18 protein-coding genes are annotated in these 15131 nt (G+C 72.1%); 14 read left to right on the top strand and 4 right to left on the bottom strand.

What is annotated here, in order from left to right; genetic code table 11:
• Positions 1–98: 98 nt before the first annotated feature.
• The gene (locus M3N57_00540) at positions 99–407 is read right to left on the bottom strand and encodes a WhiB family transcriptional regulator (protein ID MDP9021194.1); all 309 of its coding nucleotides are present in this window, start codon (positions 405–407) and stop codon (positions 99–101) included.
• Between the two features lie 253 nt (positions 408–660).
• Between M3N57_00540 and M3N57_00535 the strand changes: the two genes are divergently transcribed.
• Positions 661–1437, top strand: coding sequence for a DUF3152 domain-containing protein (locus tag M3N57_00535; protein ID MDP9021193.1), 777 nt, complete (start codon positions 661–663; stop codon positions 1435–1437).
• Positions 1438–1447: 10 nt separating this feature from the next.
• Here M3N57_00535 and mutM read toward each other — a convergent pair whose 3' ends face one another.
• Positions 1448–2239 (bottom strand): bifunctional DNA-formamidopyrimidine glycosylase/DNA-(apurinic or apyrimidinic site) lyase, encoded by a 792-nt coding sequence (gene mutM / locus M3N57_00530; GenBank protein MDP9021192.1) that lies wholly within the window; start codon positions 2237–2239, stop codon positions 1448–1450.
• Between the two features lie 57 nt (positions 2240–2296).
• Here mutM and M3N57_00525 point away from each other — a divergent pair, with 57 nt between their 5' ends.
• The 6 genes from M3N57_00525 (at position 2297) to M3N57_00500 (ending at position 7130) form a co-directional block, all read left to right on the top strand.
• Complete coding sequence (locus M3N57_00525) at positions 2297–2842, top strand: DUF309 domain-containing protein (protein MDP9021191.1); 546 nt, start codon at positions 2297–2299, stop codon at positions 2840–2842.
• The gene (locus M3N57_00520) at positions 2839–3096 is read left to right on the top strand and encodes a hypothetical protein (GenBank protein ID MDP9021190.1); all 258 of its coding nucleotides are present in this window, start codon (positions 2839–2841) and stop codon (positions 3094–3096) included. The genes M3N57_00525 and M3N57_00520 overlap by 4 nt, the downstream gene beginning before the upstream one ends.
• Positions 3097–3228: 132 nt before the next feature.
• A complete protein-coding gene (locus M3N57_00515; GenBank protein MDP9021189.1) occupies positions 3229–3624 on the top strand; it encodes a hypothetical protein in 396 nt (131 codons plus the stop codon).
• Between the two features lie 2 nt (positions 3625–3626).
• The gene (locus M3N57_00510; GenBank protein ID MDP9021188.1) at positions 3627–4847 is read left to right on the top strand and encodes an NYN domain-containing protein; all 1221 of its coding nucleotides are present in this window, start codon (positions 3627–3629) and stop codon (positions 4845–4847) included.
• Positions 4848–5006: 159 nt separating this feature from the next.
• Complete coding sequence (sepH, locus tag M3N57_00505; GenBank protein MDP9021187.1) at positions 5007–5996, top strand: septation protein SepH; 990 nt, start codon at positions 5007–5009, stop codon at positions 5994–5996.
• Between the two features lie 12 nt (positions 5997–6008).
• On the top strand, positions 6009–7130 hold the full coding sequence (locus M3N57_00500) for a glycosyltransferase family 4 protein (protein ID MDP9021186.1): 1122 nt from the start codon (positions 6009–6011) through the stop codon (positions 7128–7130).
• A gap of 29 nt (positions 7131–7159) precedes the next feature.
• Here the strand turns inward: M3N57_00500 and M3N57_00495 are convergent, their stop codons facing one another.
• Positions 7160–8143 carry a DUF368 domain-containing protein gene (locus M3N57_00495; protein MDP9021185.1) on the bottom strand — a complete coding sequence of 328 codons (984 nt, stop codon included), beginning with the start codon at positions 8141–8143 and terminating at the stop codon, positions 7160–7162.
• A gap of 83 nt (positions 8144–8226) precedes the next feature.
• On the opposite strand from M3N57_00495, the gene M3N57_00490 reads away from it, so the two are divergent.
• Positions 8227–9039: an alpha/beta fold hydrolase gene (locus M3N57_00490; protein MDP9021184.1), complete on the top strand. Its 813-nt coding sequence runs from the start codon at positions 8227–8229 to the stop codon at positions 9037–9039.
• Here the strand turns inward: M3N57_00490 and M3N57_00485 are convergent.
• Positions 8943–10301 carry a caspase family protein gene (locus M3N57_00485; protein ID MDP9021183.1) on the bottom strand — a complete coding sequence of 453 codons (1359 nt, stop codon included), beginning with the start codon at positions 10299–10301 and terminating at the stop codon, positions 8943–8945. The genes M3N57_00490 and M3N57_00485 overlap by 97 nt on opposite strands.
• A 179-nt stretch (positions 10302–10480) precedes the next feature.
• Between M3N57_00485 and M3N57_00480 the strand changes: the two genes are divergently transcribed.
• From M3N57_00480 to M3N57_00455, 6 genes are all read left to right on the top strand, one after another.
• Positions 10481–10993: a hypothetical protein gene (locus M3N57_00480; protein ID MDP9021182.1), complete on the top strand. Its 513-nt coding sequence runs from the start codon at positions 10481–10483 to the stop codon at positions 10991–10993.
• Positions 10994–11157: 164 nt separating this feature from the next.
• The gene (locus M3N57_00475; protein MDP9021181.1) at positions 11158–11763 is read left to right on the top strand and encodes a hypothetical protein; all 606 of its coding nucleotides are present in this window, start codon (positions 11158–11160) and stop codon (positions 11761–11763) included.
• A gap of 133 nt (positions 11764–11896) precedes the next feature.
• Positions 11897–13096, top strand: a complete 1200-nt coding sequence (locus M3N57_00470; protein ID MDP9021180.1) for an ArsA family ATPase — start codon at positions 11897–11899, stop codon at positions 13094–13096.
• Positions 13093–13401 (top strand): hypothetical protein, encoded by a 309-nt coding sequence (locus M3N57_00465; protein ID MDP9021179.1) that lies wholly within the window; start codon positions 13093–13095, stop codon positions 13399–13401. The genes M3N57_00470 and M3N57_00465 overlap by 4 nt, the downstream gene beginning before the upstream one ends.
• 94 nt (positions 13402–13495) lie before the next feature.
• Positions 13496–14461: an ROK family protein gene (locus tag M3N57_00460; GenBank protein ID MDP9021178.1), complete on the top strand. Its 966-nt coding sequence runs from the start codon at positions 13496–13498 to the stop codon at positions 14459–14461.
• Positions 14462–14465: 4 nt separating this feature from the next.
• Positions 14466–15131: endonuclease/exonuclease/phosphatase (locus M3N57_00455; GenBank protein MDP9021177.1), on the top strand; the 666-nt coding region annotated here is incomplete at its 3' end.

Here is a 15131-nt window from a genome sequence, read left to right as displayed (position 1 = left end):
GAATGGGAGAGACAGGTCGGGATGGCGGTCCCTCTCACACGATGCGCGACGGCCCGGGCGTACGAGCCCGGGCCGCTACTAGATGCGGGCGGGAGAGATCAGGCCGCGTCGCTGGCGCGCTTGCGGCGCTCGCGGGCCTCACGCTCCCGCCGGCGAAGGTCTCGGATCAGGGTGCGGCGATCAGATTCGAGCATGCCTCCCCAGATCCCGTACATCTCGCGGTTGCGGATGGCGTACTCGAGGCACTCCTGGCGTACCTGACAACGGCCGCAGTACTCAAGCGCCTGCTTCTGATCATCCTCCTCGACGGAGAAGAACAGTTCGACCTCGGCACCGTTGCATGCCGCGTCCTCCTCCCATCCCTCGCCGGTACGGAGTTGACGGGCGAGTGCTTGCGTGGACGACAACTGGCAACCTTCCCTAGTGTGGAACCGTCTTTCGGAACCCCGATGCCGCGCGGGCGTGCGTCGGGGGCACACACCCATCAAAACGGGGACCGGGCAGTGTGTGTTCCTGCCGTTCGTTCATCCGCCGCCGCTCGGCGGCGCAAGCGTGCATCTAACGCACTGTGCGTGCGCTCAGCGCCCGCCCCCTGCTCGCAGTCTGTGAGCGGAGACTGCTCAGAGTCACCACTCGCCCCGAATCAGGAGCCGGCGGGACGTGTCTGCCCGTAACACGATCCTGGCGGCGGCGGTGCTGGCGGCAGCGGTCGCGCTCGTGGCCTGCCCACCGGGTGCAGCATCGCCAGCCGATCCCACCCCGGTTCGCCGCCCATCGACCGTCCCGGCCGCGGCACCGCCCGAACCGATCGGCGAGCCCTCGATGGACGTGATCCCGCCGTCGCCGATCGCGACGGCCCAGCCGGTCGCCCCGCGCGCTGACGACCTCCACGATGTCGAGGTCCGCTACACGGTCGAGCGGCGCACCGACGACGCTGCGACCGCGGGGTTCGCCGCTGTGGTCGACGCCACCCTGTCCGACCCGAGGGGCTGGCGCCGGGCTGGGTTGCGGTTCGTTCGCGACGACGCCGCCCCCTACCGGATCGTCCTCGCCGAAGGTCCCGAGGTCGACGCCCTGTGCCACCCGTACCGGACATGGGGTCTCTACTCGTGCCAGAACGGCCCGGTGGTGGCGTTGAACGCCGACCGCTGGCGGAGCGCCACGCCGAAGTGGACCGGCGACCTCGAGGCCTACCGGGTCATGCTGATCAACCACGAGGTCGGCCACCTCCTGCACCTGCACCACCCGGCGGAGCCGCAGTGCCCACGGCAGGGTGAACCCGCGGCGGTCATGGCGCAGCAGAGCACCGAACTGGACGGCTGCCTGCCCAACGCGTGGCCACTTCAGTGGGAGGTGGAGTTGGCGGCGCGCCGTGGTGAACCCCTCGCACCCGGACCCGACCACGACGCGGATGACCACCGACCGACGCCGCCGTGAGGTCGTCGCGTCATGGCCGCTGGCACGTCGCGCAGTAGGTCGTGCCACGCTGGGCCACGACGATGCGGCGCAGCTCGGTCCCGCACCGCTGGCAGGGCCGCCCCGCGTGTCCGTAGACCTGCAGGAACTCGGCGTTGCGACCGCTCTCGCCGTTCACCATCCGGTAGTCGCGGAAGGTGGTGCCCTCTCTCTCGATCGACTCGGACAGGACCTCGCGGATCGCGGAGTGCAGCACGAGGGCGCGGCGGCGGCCCACGCGCCGGCTCGCCGGGTGGATCTTGGCGCGCCAGAGCGCCTCATCGGCGTAGATGTTCCCGACTCCGGCCACCGCACGTTGGCCGAGGAGCACCGCCTTCACCGGGGCGGCCGTGACCGCCAGCGCGCGTGCGAACCTGTCGGGGCGGAATTCATCGGTGAGGGGCTCGGGACCGAGCATCGCCAGGGTGGGGATCGGCGTGTAGTCGCCCGCGGGCACCACCGCGAGGCGACCGAACCGCCGCGGGTCGCGGTAGTTGAGCTGGCGTCCATCATCGAGGAAGAGCTGCGCTCGGGCGTAGTCGTCCGCCGGTCCGAAGTGCAACGATCCTGTCATGCCGAGGTTCGCCACGAGCTCCAGGCCATCATCGAGCGGGCACAGCAGGAACTTCCCGCGGCGGCGAACGCCGAGGACCGTGTGTCCGGCCAGCCGATGCAGGTTCACGAAGCGTCGCTGTGGAACGTGGTCGACGCCCACGACCTGGCGCCCCGTCAGCTCGGGGCCCAACTGTCGTCGGACGGACTCGACCTCGGGGAGCTCGGGCATGCGGCGGAGGGTACCCGGTGCGGTCGCTACCCTGCGGGGAGACGACCCGAGGGAACCGTGAGCGACCAGCGACGCCAGGTCCGCCGCTACGAGCGGGACCGCGACGAGAACGGCCGCCCCGCCAACGCCCGCCCGCGCGACCGGCTCGGTCGGCCCCTGCCTCGCGGTGCCGAACCGGCCGAGACCGTCGAGGACTTCGCGTTGGACGACCTCGAGGAGGCGCTCGCCAAAGCGGTCGAACTGTGGAACCAGGAGCGTTTCTTCGAGGCCCACGAGGTGCTGGAGGACGTCTGGAACGCCGCCCCGGACGGGGACCGGCTGTTCTGGCAGGGTGTGATCCAGGTGGCGGTGGGCTGCTGTCACCATCAGCGTGGCAACGTCCCCGGGTCGGTTGCGCTGCTCCGCAAGGCCGCCGAGAAGCTGGCCGAGTACCCCGACGTCTACCACGGGATCGACGTCGAGCAGCTCCGCGTCTTCGCGGAGGGAGCGGCCGACGTGGTCGCCGAGACCGGCGAGATCTTCGAGATCGGCTACCTGGAGTTCCCCGCCATGGACGCCGGGCCCTGGTTCGGCTCGGACCCCACCGAGGTGATGCTGCGGTGAGCGACCTGGCGCGGGGCCTGGATGCACAGCACCGGTTCCGCTGCGCCTCATGCGGGAACGTCACGCGTTTCGATGTGGTCGAGACCGCCCGCACCCGCCGTTTCCACCACTTCGACCTGGGCGGGGTCCGTCGGGTGGAGGAGGAGGACGTCCTCGACCGTCGTGTGGAGTCGGTGACCTGTCGCTGGTGTGGGCGCGACGACGCCGTCGTGGTCGAGGCTGCTCCGGCCCGGGCGGTCGGAACCGAGCACTGAACAACGATCCGATCGCGGGGTGTGCCGTTCGCTCCGGCGCTGAGCGCTGATGGTGATCCCGTCTGGAACGGGATGCCGTTCGGTCCGCCCGGGACGGTGTTGCTCGGGACGGCGAGGTGTACCGTCGCCAGCATGGAGCGTCGTGACCTGGCCATCCGCATCGGGGCGGTTACCGCTGTCGTGGCGAGCGCAGCGGCAACGGTCTGGGCGGTGACCGCACGACGGCGTCGATTGGCCCTGGGGCCCGACGGCGTCGTGGAGAGCGGCGACCGGCCCCGATCCGGAACCGTGCGCGATCGCGGGAAGGGTGGGTACGCCATCGACGTCGAACGGCTCCGGGACGCGTCCGACGGCATCGAACCTGCGGTGGAGTACCTCACCTACATCCAGACACGCCGGGGCACCTCCGAGCATCTGCTGTTCGTCCGTGATGACGACATCGACGCGATCGCCGCGCTCGAGGGTGAGGAGCCGAGCGACTTCCTGGAGCGGCTCCAGAAGCTGGGCGTGGTCATCTCCACCAACTGAACGTGGCGACCGGTGGGGACGAGCGGCCCGAGGACCCGGTGCCGGCACCGGACGAGGAGTTGCTCGAGCGGCTCCCCCCCGACGAGTGGGCGGTGCTGTTGCGCAACGTCCGTGGTGCGCTGCACCGGCTCGACGACAACGTGGTCACACCGCGGATGGCGCAGCTGCGGGCGCTGCCGACGAGCCGGTTGGCGTCGGGACGGTCCCGGCGGGATCTGTGTCGGTTGCTGGCGGCCGGTGGCGCGCTGTGGCATGAGACGCTCGCACAGCTCGAGGACGACCCCCACGGCGGCGCAGTGCTCGCGATCCTGCGCGGCGAGGTGGAAGTCGCCCCGCCGCAACGGCGCCACCCACAACCTGCCGTCGTCAGCAGCCCAGATCGCCATCAACGCCTCCGCGCTCGCGCGCGCGAGTTCCGCGAGCAGCGTGACCATGCGCGCCGACGCGCCGAAGGCCTCGAGGCGCGACTGCGGGTCGAACAGGAGCGGGTGCAGGAGCTCGAGGACGCGGTCCGCACCTTCGAGGACACGATCGAGGCGCTGCAGCGTCGTCTGACCTCGGCGGCCGAGGAGCGCGACCAAGCGGTCGAACGGGTCCGCCGCCAGGCCGACGCGCAGGTGGCCGAGCTCCGTGATGAGCTACGGACGCTGCGCCGGCGGGAGGAGGAACGCCTCCAACGCCGGCGGCGGCACCGGCGAGCGCGCGAGGCCCTCGAACGACGCGCCAGCGAGGAGATCGCGCAGTACCGCTCGTCGCTCCGGTCGGGGGCGCGCCCGGCCGCGTCCGGGCGCCCCAGCCGGCTCCCCGCCGGTATCGCCCCGGGCACGGTCGACGCTGCGCAGGCGCTGCTGGTCCCCGGCCGGAGGATGATCGTCGACGGGTACAACGTCTCACAGCAACATCGCGGCCACCTCGAGCTCGAGCAGCAGCGGTTGTGGTTGACCACCCAGCTCGAGTCGTTGGTCGCCCGCCTGAAGGTGCTGTGCACGGTCGTCTTCGATGGGGATCCGGGCGTCAACGCGCCTGCGCCACGGTCACGTCTCGTCCGGGTGCGCTTCACAGCGGGGGGGACCGCCGACGATGCCATCGTCGAACTGGTCGAGTCCCTCCCCTCCGACGAGCCGGTCGTCGTGGTCACCGACGACCGCGAGCTGGCCGACCGTGTCCGCCAGCTGCGGGGGGACGTCATCGGCACCGCTTCGCTGCTCGCTCTGGCCGGTTGAGAGTCGCACCGGTCGGACGTGACACGTTGGCCGCCCCGCCGTCCAACCGGTTCCCGGCGCGCGAAACAGTTGCTCGGCTCCGTCGCGGCGGGCAGGATGCGGACGTCGGCCGACACCCGACGCCAGCTGTCGGGCCCGGCGCTTGGGCGGCCTGACGAGATGAGCCCCAAAGTCGGGGCGGGTCCGGAGGCAAGCGTGATCGAGGTTCACCTCATCGGCTACACCGCGGACCTGCAACACCTCGTCCTCGACGTGCATCCTGATGCTCGCCGTGGCCGGTACCGGCTGGTCGTCGACGCCGACCTCTTCCTCACGGTTGACGAGATCCGCCGGTTGCGCCAGGGATCGGCATCCGGTGACGGGGAGCCGACCCAGACGGCTGGGTCGTCACGCCGGGGGGCGACGGCTCGGATCGACCCCCGGCCACCAGCAGACACCTCACCGGATGAACCCGCCGAGCCGGCAGTGACCGGGCCTGACAGCGACGAGACGGTGGCCGCCGGCCGTGAGGCCGATGTCGCGTCGTCGCCGGAGCAGCCTGTCCACGAGAGCAAGCTCACGCCGGCCGAGATCCAGGCCCTGCTGCGGGCTGGGCGGTCGCCGGCATCGGTGGCCAAGGCTGCCGGGACCGACGTCAGCTGGGTCGAGCGGTGGATGGTCCCGATCGTCGCGGAACGCGACCAGGTGCTGCGCGAGGCGCACAGCCGGCGCCTGGCACGCTCGCGTTTGGGCGAGTCCGGGCATCCCCTCGGGCAGGCGGTCGACCGCAACCTCGGCGAGCGCGACATCGATGCAGATGACGCGAGCTGGGCGGCCAGCCGACGAGCCGACGGTCGTTGGACCGTCACCGTGCGCTACCGCCAGCGCGGTCGGACCCGGAGCGCCAGCTGGTGGCTCGACCGCGACGCCGGGACGATCACCGCATCGAGCCCGCTCGCCCGCGAACTCGGCTGGACGGCCCCCCGGACCGGACGGAAGGCGAGCCGGTCGTCGCGGACCGCAGGGAAGGCTGCGGCGAAGCCCTCGAACGGCAAAGCGGCGTCGAAGGCCGGCGGGAAGCGTTCGGCCAACCGTTCGACGGCCGAAGCGGCGTCGAAGGCCGGCGGGAAGGGCGCGGAGGCGTCCAGCCGGAAGGCGCGAGGGACGTAGCGGCCACCTGACGTGCGGGTGCTGTGGCTGACCAACGATCTGCCGCCACAGGTCGGTGGTATCCAACGCTTCGTTGACCAGCTGATCCGACGGGTCCGCCCCGACTCGACGGTGGTCGTCGGTCCCAACCACCCCAACGCCGAGCGGTTCGATGACGCGGCGCCGTACCGGGTCGTCCGCGCGGCGAGCCGTTCGCTCCTGCCGACCCCGTCCACCCTGAATCTGGTGCGGGCCGTGGCCCGCGATCACCGCCCCGCCGTGGTGGTGCTGGGGGCGGCCTGGCCGTTGGGGGAGCTGGGCCCGGCCCTGTCGCGCGACCCGGCCGTCCCGGTGGTGGGTCTCACGCACGGCCACGAAGCGGGTCTGGCCACGGTCGGCCTCGGGATCCTCGTGAGACGCGCGACCCGCGCCCTGGCTGCGGTCACCACGATCAGCGACTACACCGAGAGTCGGCTGCGGCCGCACGTGCGTGATGTCACCGTGGCACGGATCCCACCAGGTGTGGACACCGAGACGTTCAACCCGGACGTGGACGGTTCTGCCTTGCGACGCCAGTGGGGGGTGCCGGCCGCCGCGCCGCTGGTGGGCTGCGTGTCGCGGTTGGTGCGACGCAAGGGCCAAGACGTCCTCGTCGATGCTTGGCCGGCGGTGCGCCGCCACCACGTCGATGCGTGGCTGGTGCTGGTTGGTGACGGCCCGCTCGCGGCGAGGCTGCACCGCCGAGTGCAGGGCATGCCGCAGGTGGTGGTGGCCGGTGAGATCCAGGGACCGCGACTGCCGGCCGCGTACGGTGCCATCGACGTGTTCGCGATGCCATGCCGCACCCGGTGGTTCGGTCTCGACGTCGAGGGGCTGGGCAGCGTCTACCTCGAGGCGCAAGCCGCTGGTGTCCCGGTGGTGGCGGGGGTCTCGGGTGGGGCACCCGAGACCGTCCGCGACGGCGAGACCGGCGTCACCGTCGACGGTCGCAACCCCGACGCGGTGGCAGGGGCGATCGCGACGCTGCTCGATGATCAGGAGCGTCGTTCGCGGATGGGCCGCGCCGCCCGGAGCTGGGTCGAAGCCCGCTGGTCGTGGGAGCAGATCGCCGCGCGCTTCGACGATCTGCTGGCGGCCGTCGCGTCGCGACGTTGACGCCGGCGCACAGGCCGTTGGCGGTCAGGTCACCGCGACGGCTCGTCCCGGCGCAGGCCGAGGCGAGCGATCACGACCACGCCGACGGCGCCGACCATCGCCGCAGCCAGAACCATCGGGACGTCGGCCCAGAACGGAGCGCCCAGGCGGACGTCGCCGACGCCGCCCTGGTCGGTGGGCCACATCCACAGCACCCGCAACGACCCGGCCATCAAGCCGATCAGCGTCGCCATGACCGTGGCGCGGTGATGCTCCAGCAGCCAGTGCAGCGCGGCAGAGAACACCGCCAGGCCGGTGGCGGCACCTGCGGTGAACACCGCGAGTTCGACGGCGCCGCGCTCGTGGACGACGTCGAGGAGATGCTGGTACAGCCCGATCATCAGGAGGAGGAACGAACCGGAGACGCCGGGCAGGATCATCGCGGTGATGGCCAACGCCCCGCCGGCGAACATCACGGCCAGCCCAGGATCGCGCATAGCCGCGCCGCGGAGACCCAGGAGCACGAACGTGGCGGCTGCCACTGCGGTCACGATCGCCAGGCGAGGTGGGTCCCGGCGGTCGAGTTCGTCGCTCGCCACCACGATCGACCCGACGATGAGGCCGAAGAACAACGCCGACATCAGCACGGGGCGATCAGCCAGGAGGGTACGCAGGACCCCCGCCAGTGTGACGACCGCCAGCCCGATACCGGCCACCAGCGGCACCAGGAACCCCCAGCGGACGTCGCGCAGCGCCCGCCACCCGCCGTCGACGTCCAGCCGGAGCAGCCGGCCGACGGCGGAGGACGCCGCGTAGATCTCCGCCACCAGGTCGTCGTAGATGCCGAAGACCAACGCGATCGTGCCACCCGACACGCCGGGGACCAGATCCGCGCTGCCCATCGCGAAACCTCGGACGACCTGCACGACCGCTCGCATCGGCCGGTGCCGCGCGGACCGATCGGTGGTGGTCGCTCGCGGATCGGTGGTGGCCGCTTGAGACGCGGTGTGGGCGGTGTCACCGGACCGTGGCATGGCGGCGCACGGTAGCGCCGCCGGGCGAGTGTGGTCGTCGGCCGTGCGTGCTCTATGCTCCGAGGCCGCTGGAGGAGGTCGCCATGACTCGGTACGACGTGGTGGGAGGGGCGCAGCCGTGGTCGTCGGCCGGCAGCGATGAACGCGGCCAGATCGGTGTGGCCGTCATCCACGGCTTCACGGGGAACCCGGTGTCGACCCGGCCCCTGGGCGAGGCGATCGCCGAGGCGGGGTACACGGTCGAAGTTCCGCGACTGCCCGGGCACGGCACCCACTGGCGTGATCTGGGGCGGCTGAGGTACGCCGATCTTCGCCGGGGCGCCGAGCGGTCGTTCGACGACCTCGCCGAGCGCTGTCGGAGCGTCGTGCTGGTGGGTTTCTCGCTCGGAGGGACCATCGCGCTCGACATCGCGGCGCGTCGTTGCCGCAGTGGCCGGAGCGAACGGCTGGCCGGGGTGGCCACCATCAACGCTCAGATCCTCGATCGCCCCGACCCCCTGGCGAAGCTCGGTGGCGTGCTGCAGTACATCTTCCCCGTCGTCCCGGCCCCGCTGGTCGGTCTCACACGCAACGACATCGCCAAGGGTGGCGATGAGCGCGCGTACAGCCTCGTCCCGGCCAAGACGGGCTACTCGGTGCAGTCGGCGCTGCGGCGCGTCCGTGCCGGGTTGGCGGACGTCACCGTCCCCGTGCTGGTGGCTGGTTCACCCCAGGACCACGTCGTTGACCCGCGCAACGCCGATGCCATCGTGCAGCGGCTCGGCACCGACGACGTGACCCGCATCGAGCTGCAACGCTCCTACCACGTGGCCACGCTCGACCACGACGCGGAGCTGCTGGCGGACGCGATCGTGTCCTTCGTCGAGCGCATCACCGTGGGCGCGAAGACCGCCTGACCGCGCGACCCCGTACAGGCCAACAGGCAAATGCCGCGGTTCCTGTCGTCGTCGTTCGCGCGTTGCGGCTCCTGGGGCGGAGGCGGCGGCGCCGGGATACGCAGCGAGAACGCCCCGCCGTCGTCGAGCATCTGCGGATGTTGGGGCCCGTGCGATCCGCGTACCGTGCGGTCGGCTGCCCGTGGCGCCGCGTACGCGAAGGCCTCCTGCACGGTCACATCGCCGTCGCCGTTGGCGTCACCGCCCCTGCCCCTCATCCCTCCCTCGATCAGGAAGTACCCCCACACGGAGTTGCCGACCGAGGGATCCTCGTAGGACTTCTCCGGCTCCGCTGACGAGAACGTCAGGAGCCGCCCCGCGCGGCGCATCCCCGGGTCGGCGTACCCGGCCGCCTCGCAGGCGCCGATGTTGATCCACAGCCGGCCGGCGGACACGTGCGCCAACCGAGCCACGAGCTCACTGTCGACGATGTGGCGGTTGTCGGCTGGCCACAGCGCCTCGTCGGGGACCTCGCCGTCGCCGTCGACGTCTCGCCCGCGCCACTGCTTGGTGTGGCCGCTGAAGTGGAACACCGCGACGGAGGACCCATCGGTCTTCCGCGCCAGCCATGCGATGGCCTGCTCGATGTTGTCCCTCGTCGCAGCGCGGTCGGTCAGCAGCACCATGTGATCGTCGAGCCACCCGAGCCCGCGCAGGTGGGCGTGGAGATCCTCGGCGTCCTGGCGTGAGCCGACGTTGTCGCGTGTCCGTCCCTCGTAGTCGTTGATGCCGATCAGCACCGCCCAGCGGGTGGTCGCCGGGTCGCGCGGATCCTGGACCGCTTGCTCCTGGGACGAGAAGCGTGCGGCGAACCGCGACCGGCCCGCATCGGACGCTGGCGGTGGCTGCGCCGGGCTGGACGACCGCGGCGGGGCGGCCGAGTCGCTGGAGGTCGCCCCCGGGTCGATCGCGACCAGGCCTGTCTCAACGGCGGGGTCAGCAGCGGGCGCCTCAGCGACCGACGCTGGTTCGACCGGTGGCTCAACGGCCGCTGGTTCCTCCGCCGGCGCTGCAGCCGCCGCCTCCGCCGCGTCCGGCGGTGGCGACGATCGCGGCGAGGTCGGCTGGGCCACGTTGGTGGTCGTGTCGTCGATCTCAACAGCGGTGGGCCGCGCCCCCGGCGACAACATCAACGCCACGGCCACGGCCTGGACGGCGAGCATCACCGCGACCATCGACGCGACCACTCTGGGGTCGCCGGTCGCCCGATGCAGCCACCTCACGAAACGACGACGATCGAACCTGTCACGGCCCACGGTCTCCCCGCTCCCCGGCCATACCGAGACTAGTCAGCGAACCGCCTCCGCCTCCAGGGACGTCGGCTGGCGTAAGGCCGCGACCACCGGGCGACCGCGCGAACCGCACCGACCCCGCTGCCTGGGTGACGTAGGCTTGGCTCACCGTGGACCTGTACCTCGACGACGACGCCTTCGTGCGGGCGCCGCCGGCGCTGTTGTACGCGCACCTGATCGAGTTCGACGCGTACGACCGGTGGTGGCCGGGCCTCTCGGTCGTGCGCGCCGCCCCGGCCGGTGACCGCTGGGACAGCGAGATGGCCGGCCGGGTGCATCCCCTGGCGGGGTACCCGCGGGATCCTGGCGACAGCTGGCTCGACGTGCACATCCGCGCCGGTCGGCGCCGGTCGGGTGTGCGGCTCCACCTGCGGCCCTACCGCTTCCGTCCCGCCAGCGGGGTGGTGCTCGACGTCACCGGCGACATCACGGGTACGGCGGAATGGTGGTTGGAGGACGGGTACGGCGGGACGGTCGTGCACCACCTTGCGCGAGGCGGCGTGTCGCGTGGGCGCCCATCATCGGTCACTGCTCGGTACCGGCTGGCTGTCCGCAGCGGCCTGTTCGGGTTGAAGGACGCGGTCCAGGCGCAGGTCCGCGAGGGCCTCGGGCTGGTCCCGTGAGGTGCCCTGACTGCGGCGCGCTGAACGCCGACACGGCCGCCTGGTGCACTCAGTGCTACACGGAGTTCCGTACCCGGGGTGCCGTCGGCGGCGACGAGCCCCCGGCGGGTGGACAGCCCTCCACCGACGAGACGCCGCCCGATCGTGGCGCCGCCCCACCGCCGGTGCCGCCGTCCCAGCACACCGCGGTGACGCGGGCGGACGCCACCGCACCACCTCAGACCGGGCCAGCGGGCCAGACCCCGTTGCGGGCTGGAGGCGGCCGGTTCCGCAAGGTCGACGACGAGCTCGAGTGGCGCTGCGCGGTCTGCGAACACTGGAACCCGGTCGGCGTGACCGCTTGCAACGTCTGCGGCAGTCCCTTCGGGCGCACGCTTGGTGAGCCGGGCGACGCCGGCGAGCTGCGACCGATCGAGCCGTGGGCCGCGGCGGCCGCCAGCGCGGTCCTCCCCGGCGCCGGCCACGGGCTGCTGGGCCGGCGCGGGACCGCGACCGTCCGTGCGGCGACCTACCTGCTGTGGCTGCTCGGCGGGCTGCTGCTGGTGCGGGCGGCGACGGCTGCCGGCCAGACGCTCCTGCCGGCCGTTCCGCTCCTGGGCGGGGCGTTGGCGCTCCTGGTCACCAGCGTGCACGACGCCTACATGCTGGCCGACGGACGCAGCGACGAGCTGCTCACCCCGCGGGTGTTCTTCTGGCTGGTGGTCGCGGTCAGCGGCGCCTTGATGGTCAGCTTCATCCCGGCGGCGCTCCGACTGGGCTCCGGGGGGTGACACGGCGGTTGGCGACCAGCAGCCCGACGCCACCGCCCAACGAAGACCGCGCCGTCACGGTCCGACGAACACCGCGCCGCCACCGGCCAGCAGGTTGCTAGCCTCCCCCCGTCCAGCCTCCCGAAGGAACCGCGTGGTCCGCGTCCTGCTGTTCACCGGGAAGGGCGGCGTGGGGAAGACCACGGTGGCCGGCGCGACCGCAGTCCGGGCTGCCGCTCGCGGTCACCGTGTCCTGGTGACCTCCACCGATCCGGCCCACTCGCTCGCGGATGTGTTCGACGTCCCCGTCGGCGACGGCCCGACCGCGGTCGCGCCCAACCTCGCCGCCCAGCAGATCGACGCGCAACGGAGGCTCGAGCAGCACTGGCACGACGTCCGCGATTACCTCGTGCAGTTGCTGGCATGGGGAGGGCTCGGTGAGGCCCAAGCCGAGGAGCTGGCTCTGGTTCCCGGCCTCGACGAGGTGTTCAGCCTGATCGATCTGCGCGCTCACATCGCCAGCCGCACCCACGACCTCATCGTCGTCGACTGTGCCCCGACCGCGGAGACGTTGCGTCTGCTCGCCTTGCCTGACGCGCTGCGCTGGTACGTCGAACGGATCGTGGGGACCGGGCGACATCTGGCCCGCGCGGCGCGGCCGGTCGTGACCCGGGTCAGCAACGTCCCCATCCCGGCCGATCCCGTTTTCGGGGCGGTGGAGCGTATCCACGGTGACCTCGCCGCCGTCCACGCGATCCTGCGCGACAGCGCAACCACCAGCGTGCGGCTGGTGGTCAACCCGGAACGGATGGTGATCAACGAGGCGATGCGCACGGCCACCACCCTGTCGCTGTTCGGGTACGCGATCGACAGCGTGATCGTGAACCGGTTGCTGCCGGACGCGCTCACCGATCCCTACCTCGCCCGGTGGAAGCAGCAGCACGCAACCCACCTGGAAACCGTCCGGGCCTCCTTCACGCCGATCCCGATCCTCACCGCGCCGCTCCTGGCCGACGAGCCGGCCGGGACCGCTGCGCTGGTCGAGCTCGCCGACGTGGTCTACGGCGACGCCGACGAGGCCGCGGTGCTGCACGACACCCGCCCGATCGAGCTGTGTCGCCATGGAGACGGCCTGCAGCTGAAGATCGCCCTGCCGTTCACGACGAAGGACGACGTGCAGCTGCACCGCCGGGGCAACGATCTGCACGTCAAGGTGGGGGCGATGAAACGCACCGTGCCGTTACCCGCGGCGGTGCGCCACCAAGACGTGGCCCGTGCCGGGTTGCACGACGGCGTCCTCGAGGTGATCTTCCGGGAGCGGCCCGTGGCCGCCGTCCAGCGGGACGTGCGGTGACCGACGGCGACGAGTGGCCCTGGTGGGCCAGCGGCGACCGGCGTGGCGACCGGCCCGGTGATGGTCCCGGTCAGCGACGCGCAGCGAGGGAAGCGCCACCGCACCGCCACGGGGACCCGTGCCAGGTCTGCCCGATCTGCAGCTTCCTGCGGCTGGTCGAGGGCGTTCGCCCCGACGTCGTCGACCACCTCACCGAGGCCGCACGCCACCTCACACTTGCCGCCAAAGCCGTGATCGACGCCCAAGCAGACGGGTTCACCAGGCGCGACGATCAGTTCGAGCGGATCGAGGTCGACGGCGAGTAGCCGTCGACGTGCCTGCCAACACCCCCCAGCACACGGCACCATGAGTCCTGCGCAGCGCAGCGATCCGCGCCCCGCACGGCCGCGAGGAGGCGAGATGTCGGATCCGGTCTCGGTCGGCGTCGACGTCGGCGGGACGAAGCTGTTGGGTCTCGCAGTGGGCGAAGACGGTGGCGTCCTCGCCCGTCGACGCCGGACCAGCCCCCGCAGTGACGCCGACGCTCTCGTGGCCGCCATCGCTGCGGTCGCCCGGGAGCTCGGCGAGGGGCTGCGGGTCGGTGTGGGCGTCGCTGGCGTGGTCAGCCGCGACGGCATCGTCCGCTACGGGCCGAACCTCGACGTCCGGGACGTCGCGCTCCGGGACCGGCTCGCCGACGAGCTCGACGTGCCCGTCGCCGCGTACAACGATGCAACCGTCGCGCTGTACGGAGAGCTGCGTGCCGGTACGGCCCGGGGCGCCCGCGACGTCGTCATGCTGACCTTGGGCACAGGGGTCGGAGGCGCCATGGTCGTGGACGGGCGTCTGGTGTTGGGTTCATCGGGGATGGCTGGGGAGCTCGGGCATGTCATCGTCCAGGACGGGGGACGCCGCTGCCCGTGCGGCAACCTCGGCTGTCTGGAGGCGTACGCGTCGGGCACCGCAGTCGGCCTCCGCGCGGAGGACCTGCTCGCCGCGGAGGACACTCCCAGCAGCCTGCGAGACGTCGATCGGGTCGACGGCAAGGCGGTGACGCTCGCCGCCCACGCCGGCGACGCCCTGGCCCGGCGGGTCGTTGACGAGGCGGGGTACTGGCTGGGGGTTGGCCTGACCGGGCTCGTCAACGTCTTCGACCCGGAGCTGGTGGTGATCGGCGGCGGGGCGGCCACCACGTTGGCACCGTTCGTGCTCCCACGCGCGGTCGAGATCATGAGCGAGCGGGTCCTGGGAGTCGGCCACCGGCCACTGCCACAGGTCGTGGCCGCCACCCTCGGTGACGACGCCGGGGCCATCGGAGCGGCGCTGCTGGCCCACGTCGACGAGGCGGCGGCAGCGGCCGACCCGCACGGCGCGCAGCAACCCTGATCCGGTGATCCGCGTGGCCGCGTACAACCTGTCGGGCGTGCTCGACGCCGGGGCGGTGGTCGACGTCCTCGTCCGCTGCCAGGCTGACGTCGTCTGTGCGGTCGAGGTCCCGGGACGCTTCGCGCTGCGTCGCCTCGTCCGCCGGGCGGGGATGGACGTCGCTGCGCGCGCCGGCGGGCGGCGGCTGGGTGTCGCGGTCCTGGTCGGCGACCGCGTCCGGGTGGTCAGCGTCACCCGCCACCAGCTGTCGCGCCCACCCGGCCAACCTCGGCGCAGCGTCGCGCAGGCGATCGTGGGCGTCGGGAGCCTGCACTTGGCGGCGTTCTCCACGCAGCTGGGCATGTGGCCGCAGCGCCGGCGAGGACACGCCGAGGATGTCGCCGCGGTCGTGGCGGCTGTCGGTGCCCCGGTGGTCCTCGGCGCCGACCTCAACGAGGGTCCGACCGGGGTCGCGGCGCAGCTGCTGGCTGCCCGCTTGACCGACGCCTTCGCTGCGGCTGGCGAGGGCACCGGCGAGACCTTCCCCAACCCGGACCCGATCGCGCGGAACGACTACCTGTTCGTGGACCCGACCCTGGTGGTGCGCCGCGCGTGGGTGCCACGGGACGGCGTCGCCAGGGTCGCCAGCCACCACCGGCCGGTGATCGCCGAGCTGGTCGGTGTGCTCGAT

It is taken from the genome of Actinomycetota bacterium (genome assembly GCA_030776725.1).
Taxonomy (GTDB): Bacteria; Actinomycetota; Nitriliruptoria; order Nitriliruptorales; family JAHWKO01; genus JAHWKW01.
The sequence above is the reverse complement of the archived record's forward strand: the minus strand, read 5'-3'. Positions and strand labels throughout refer to the sequence as shown.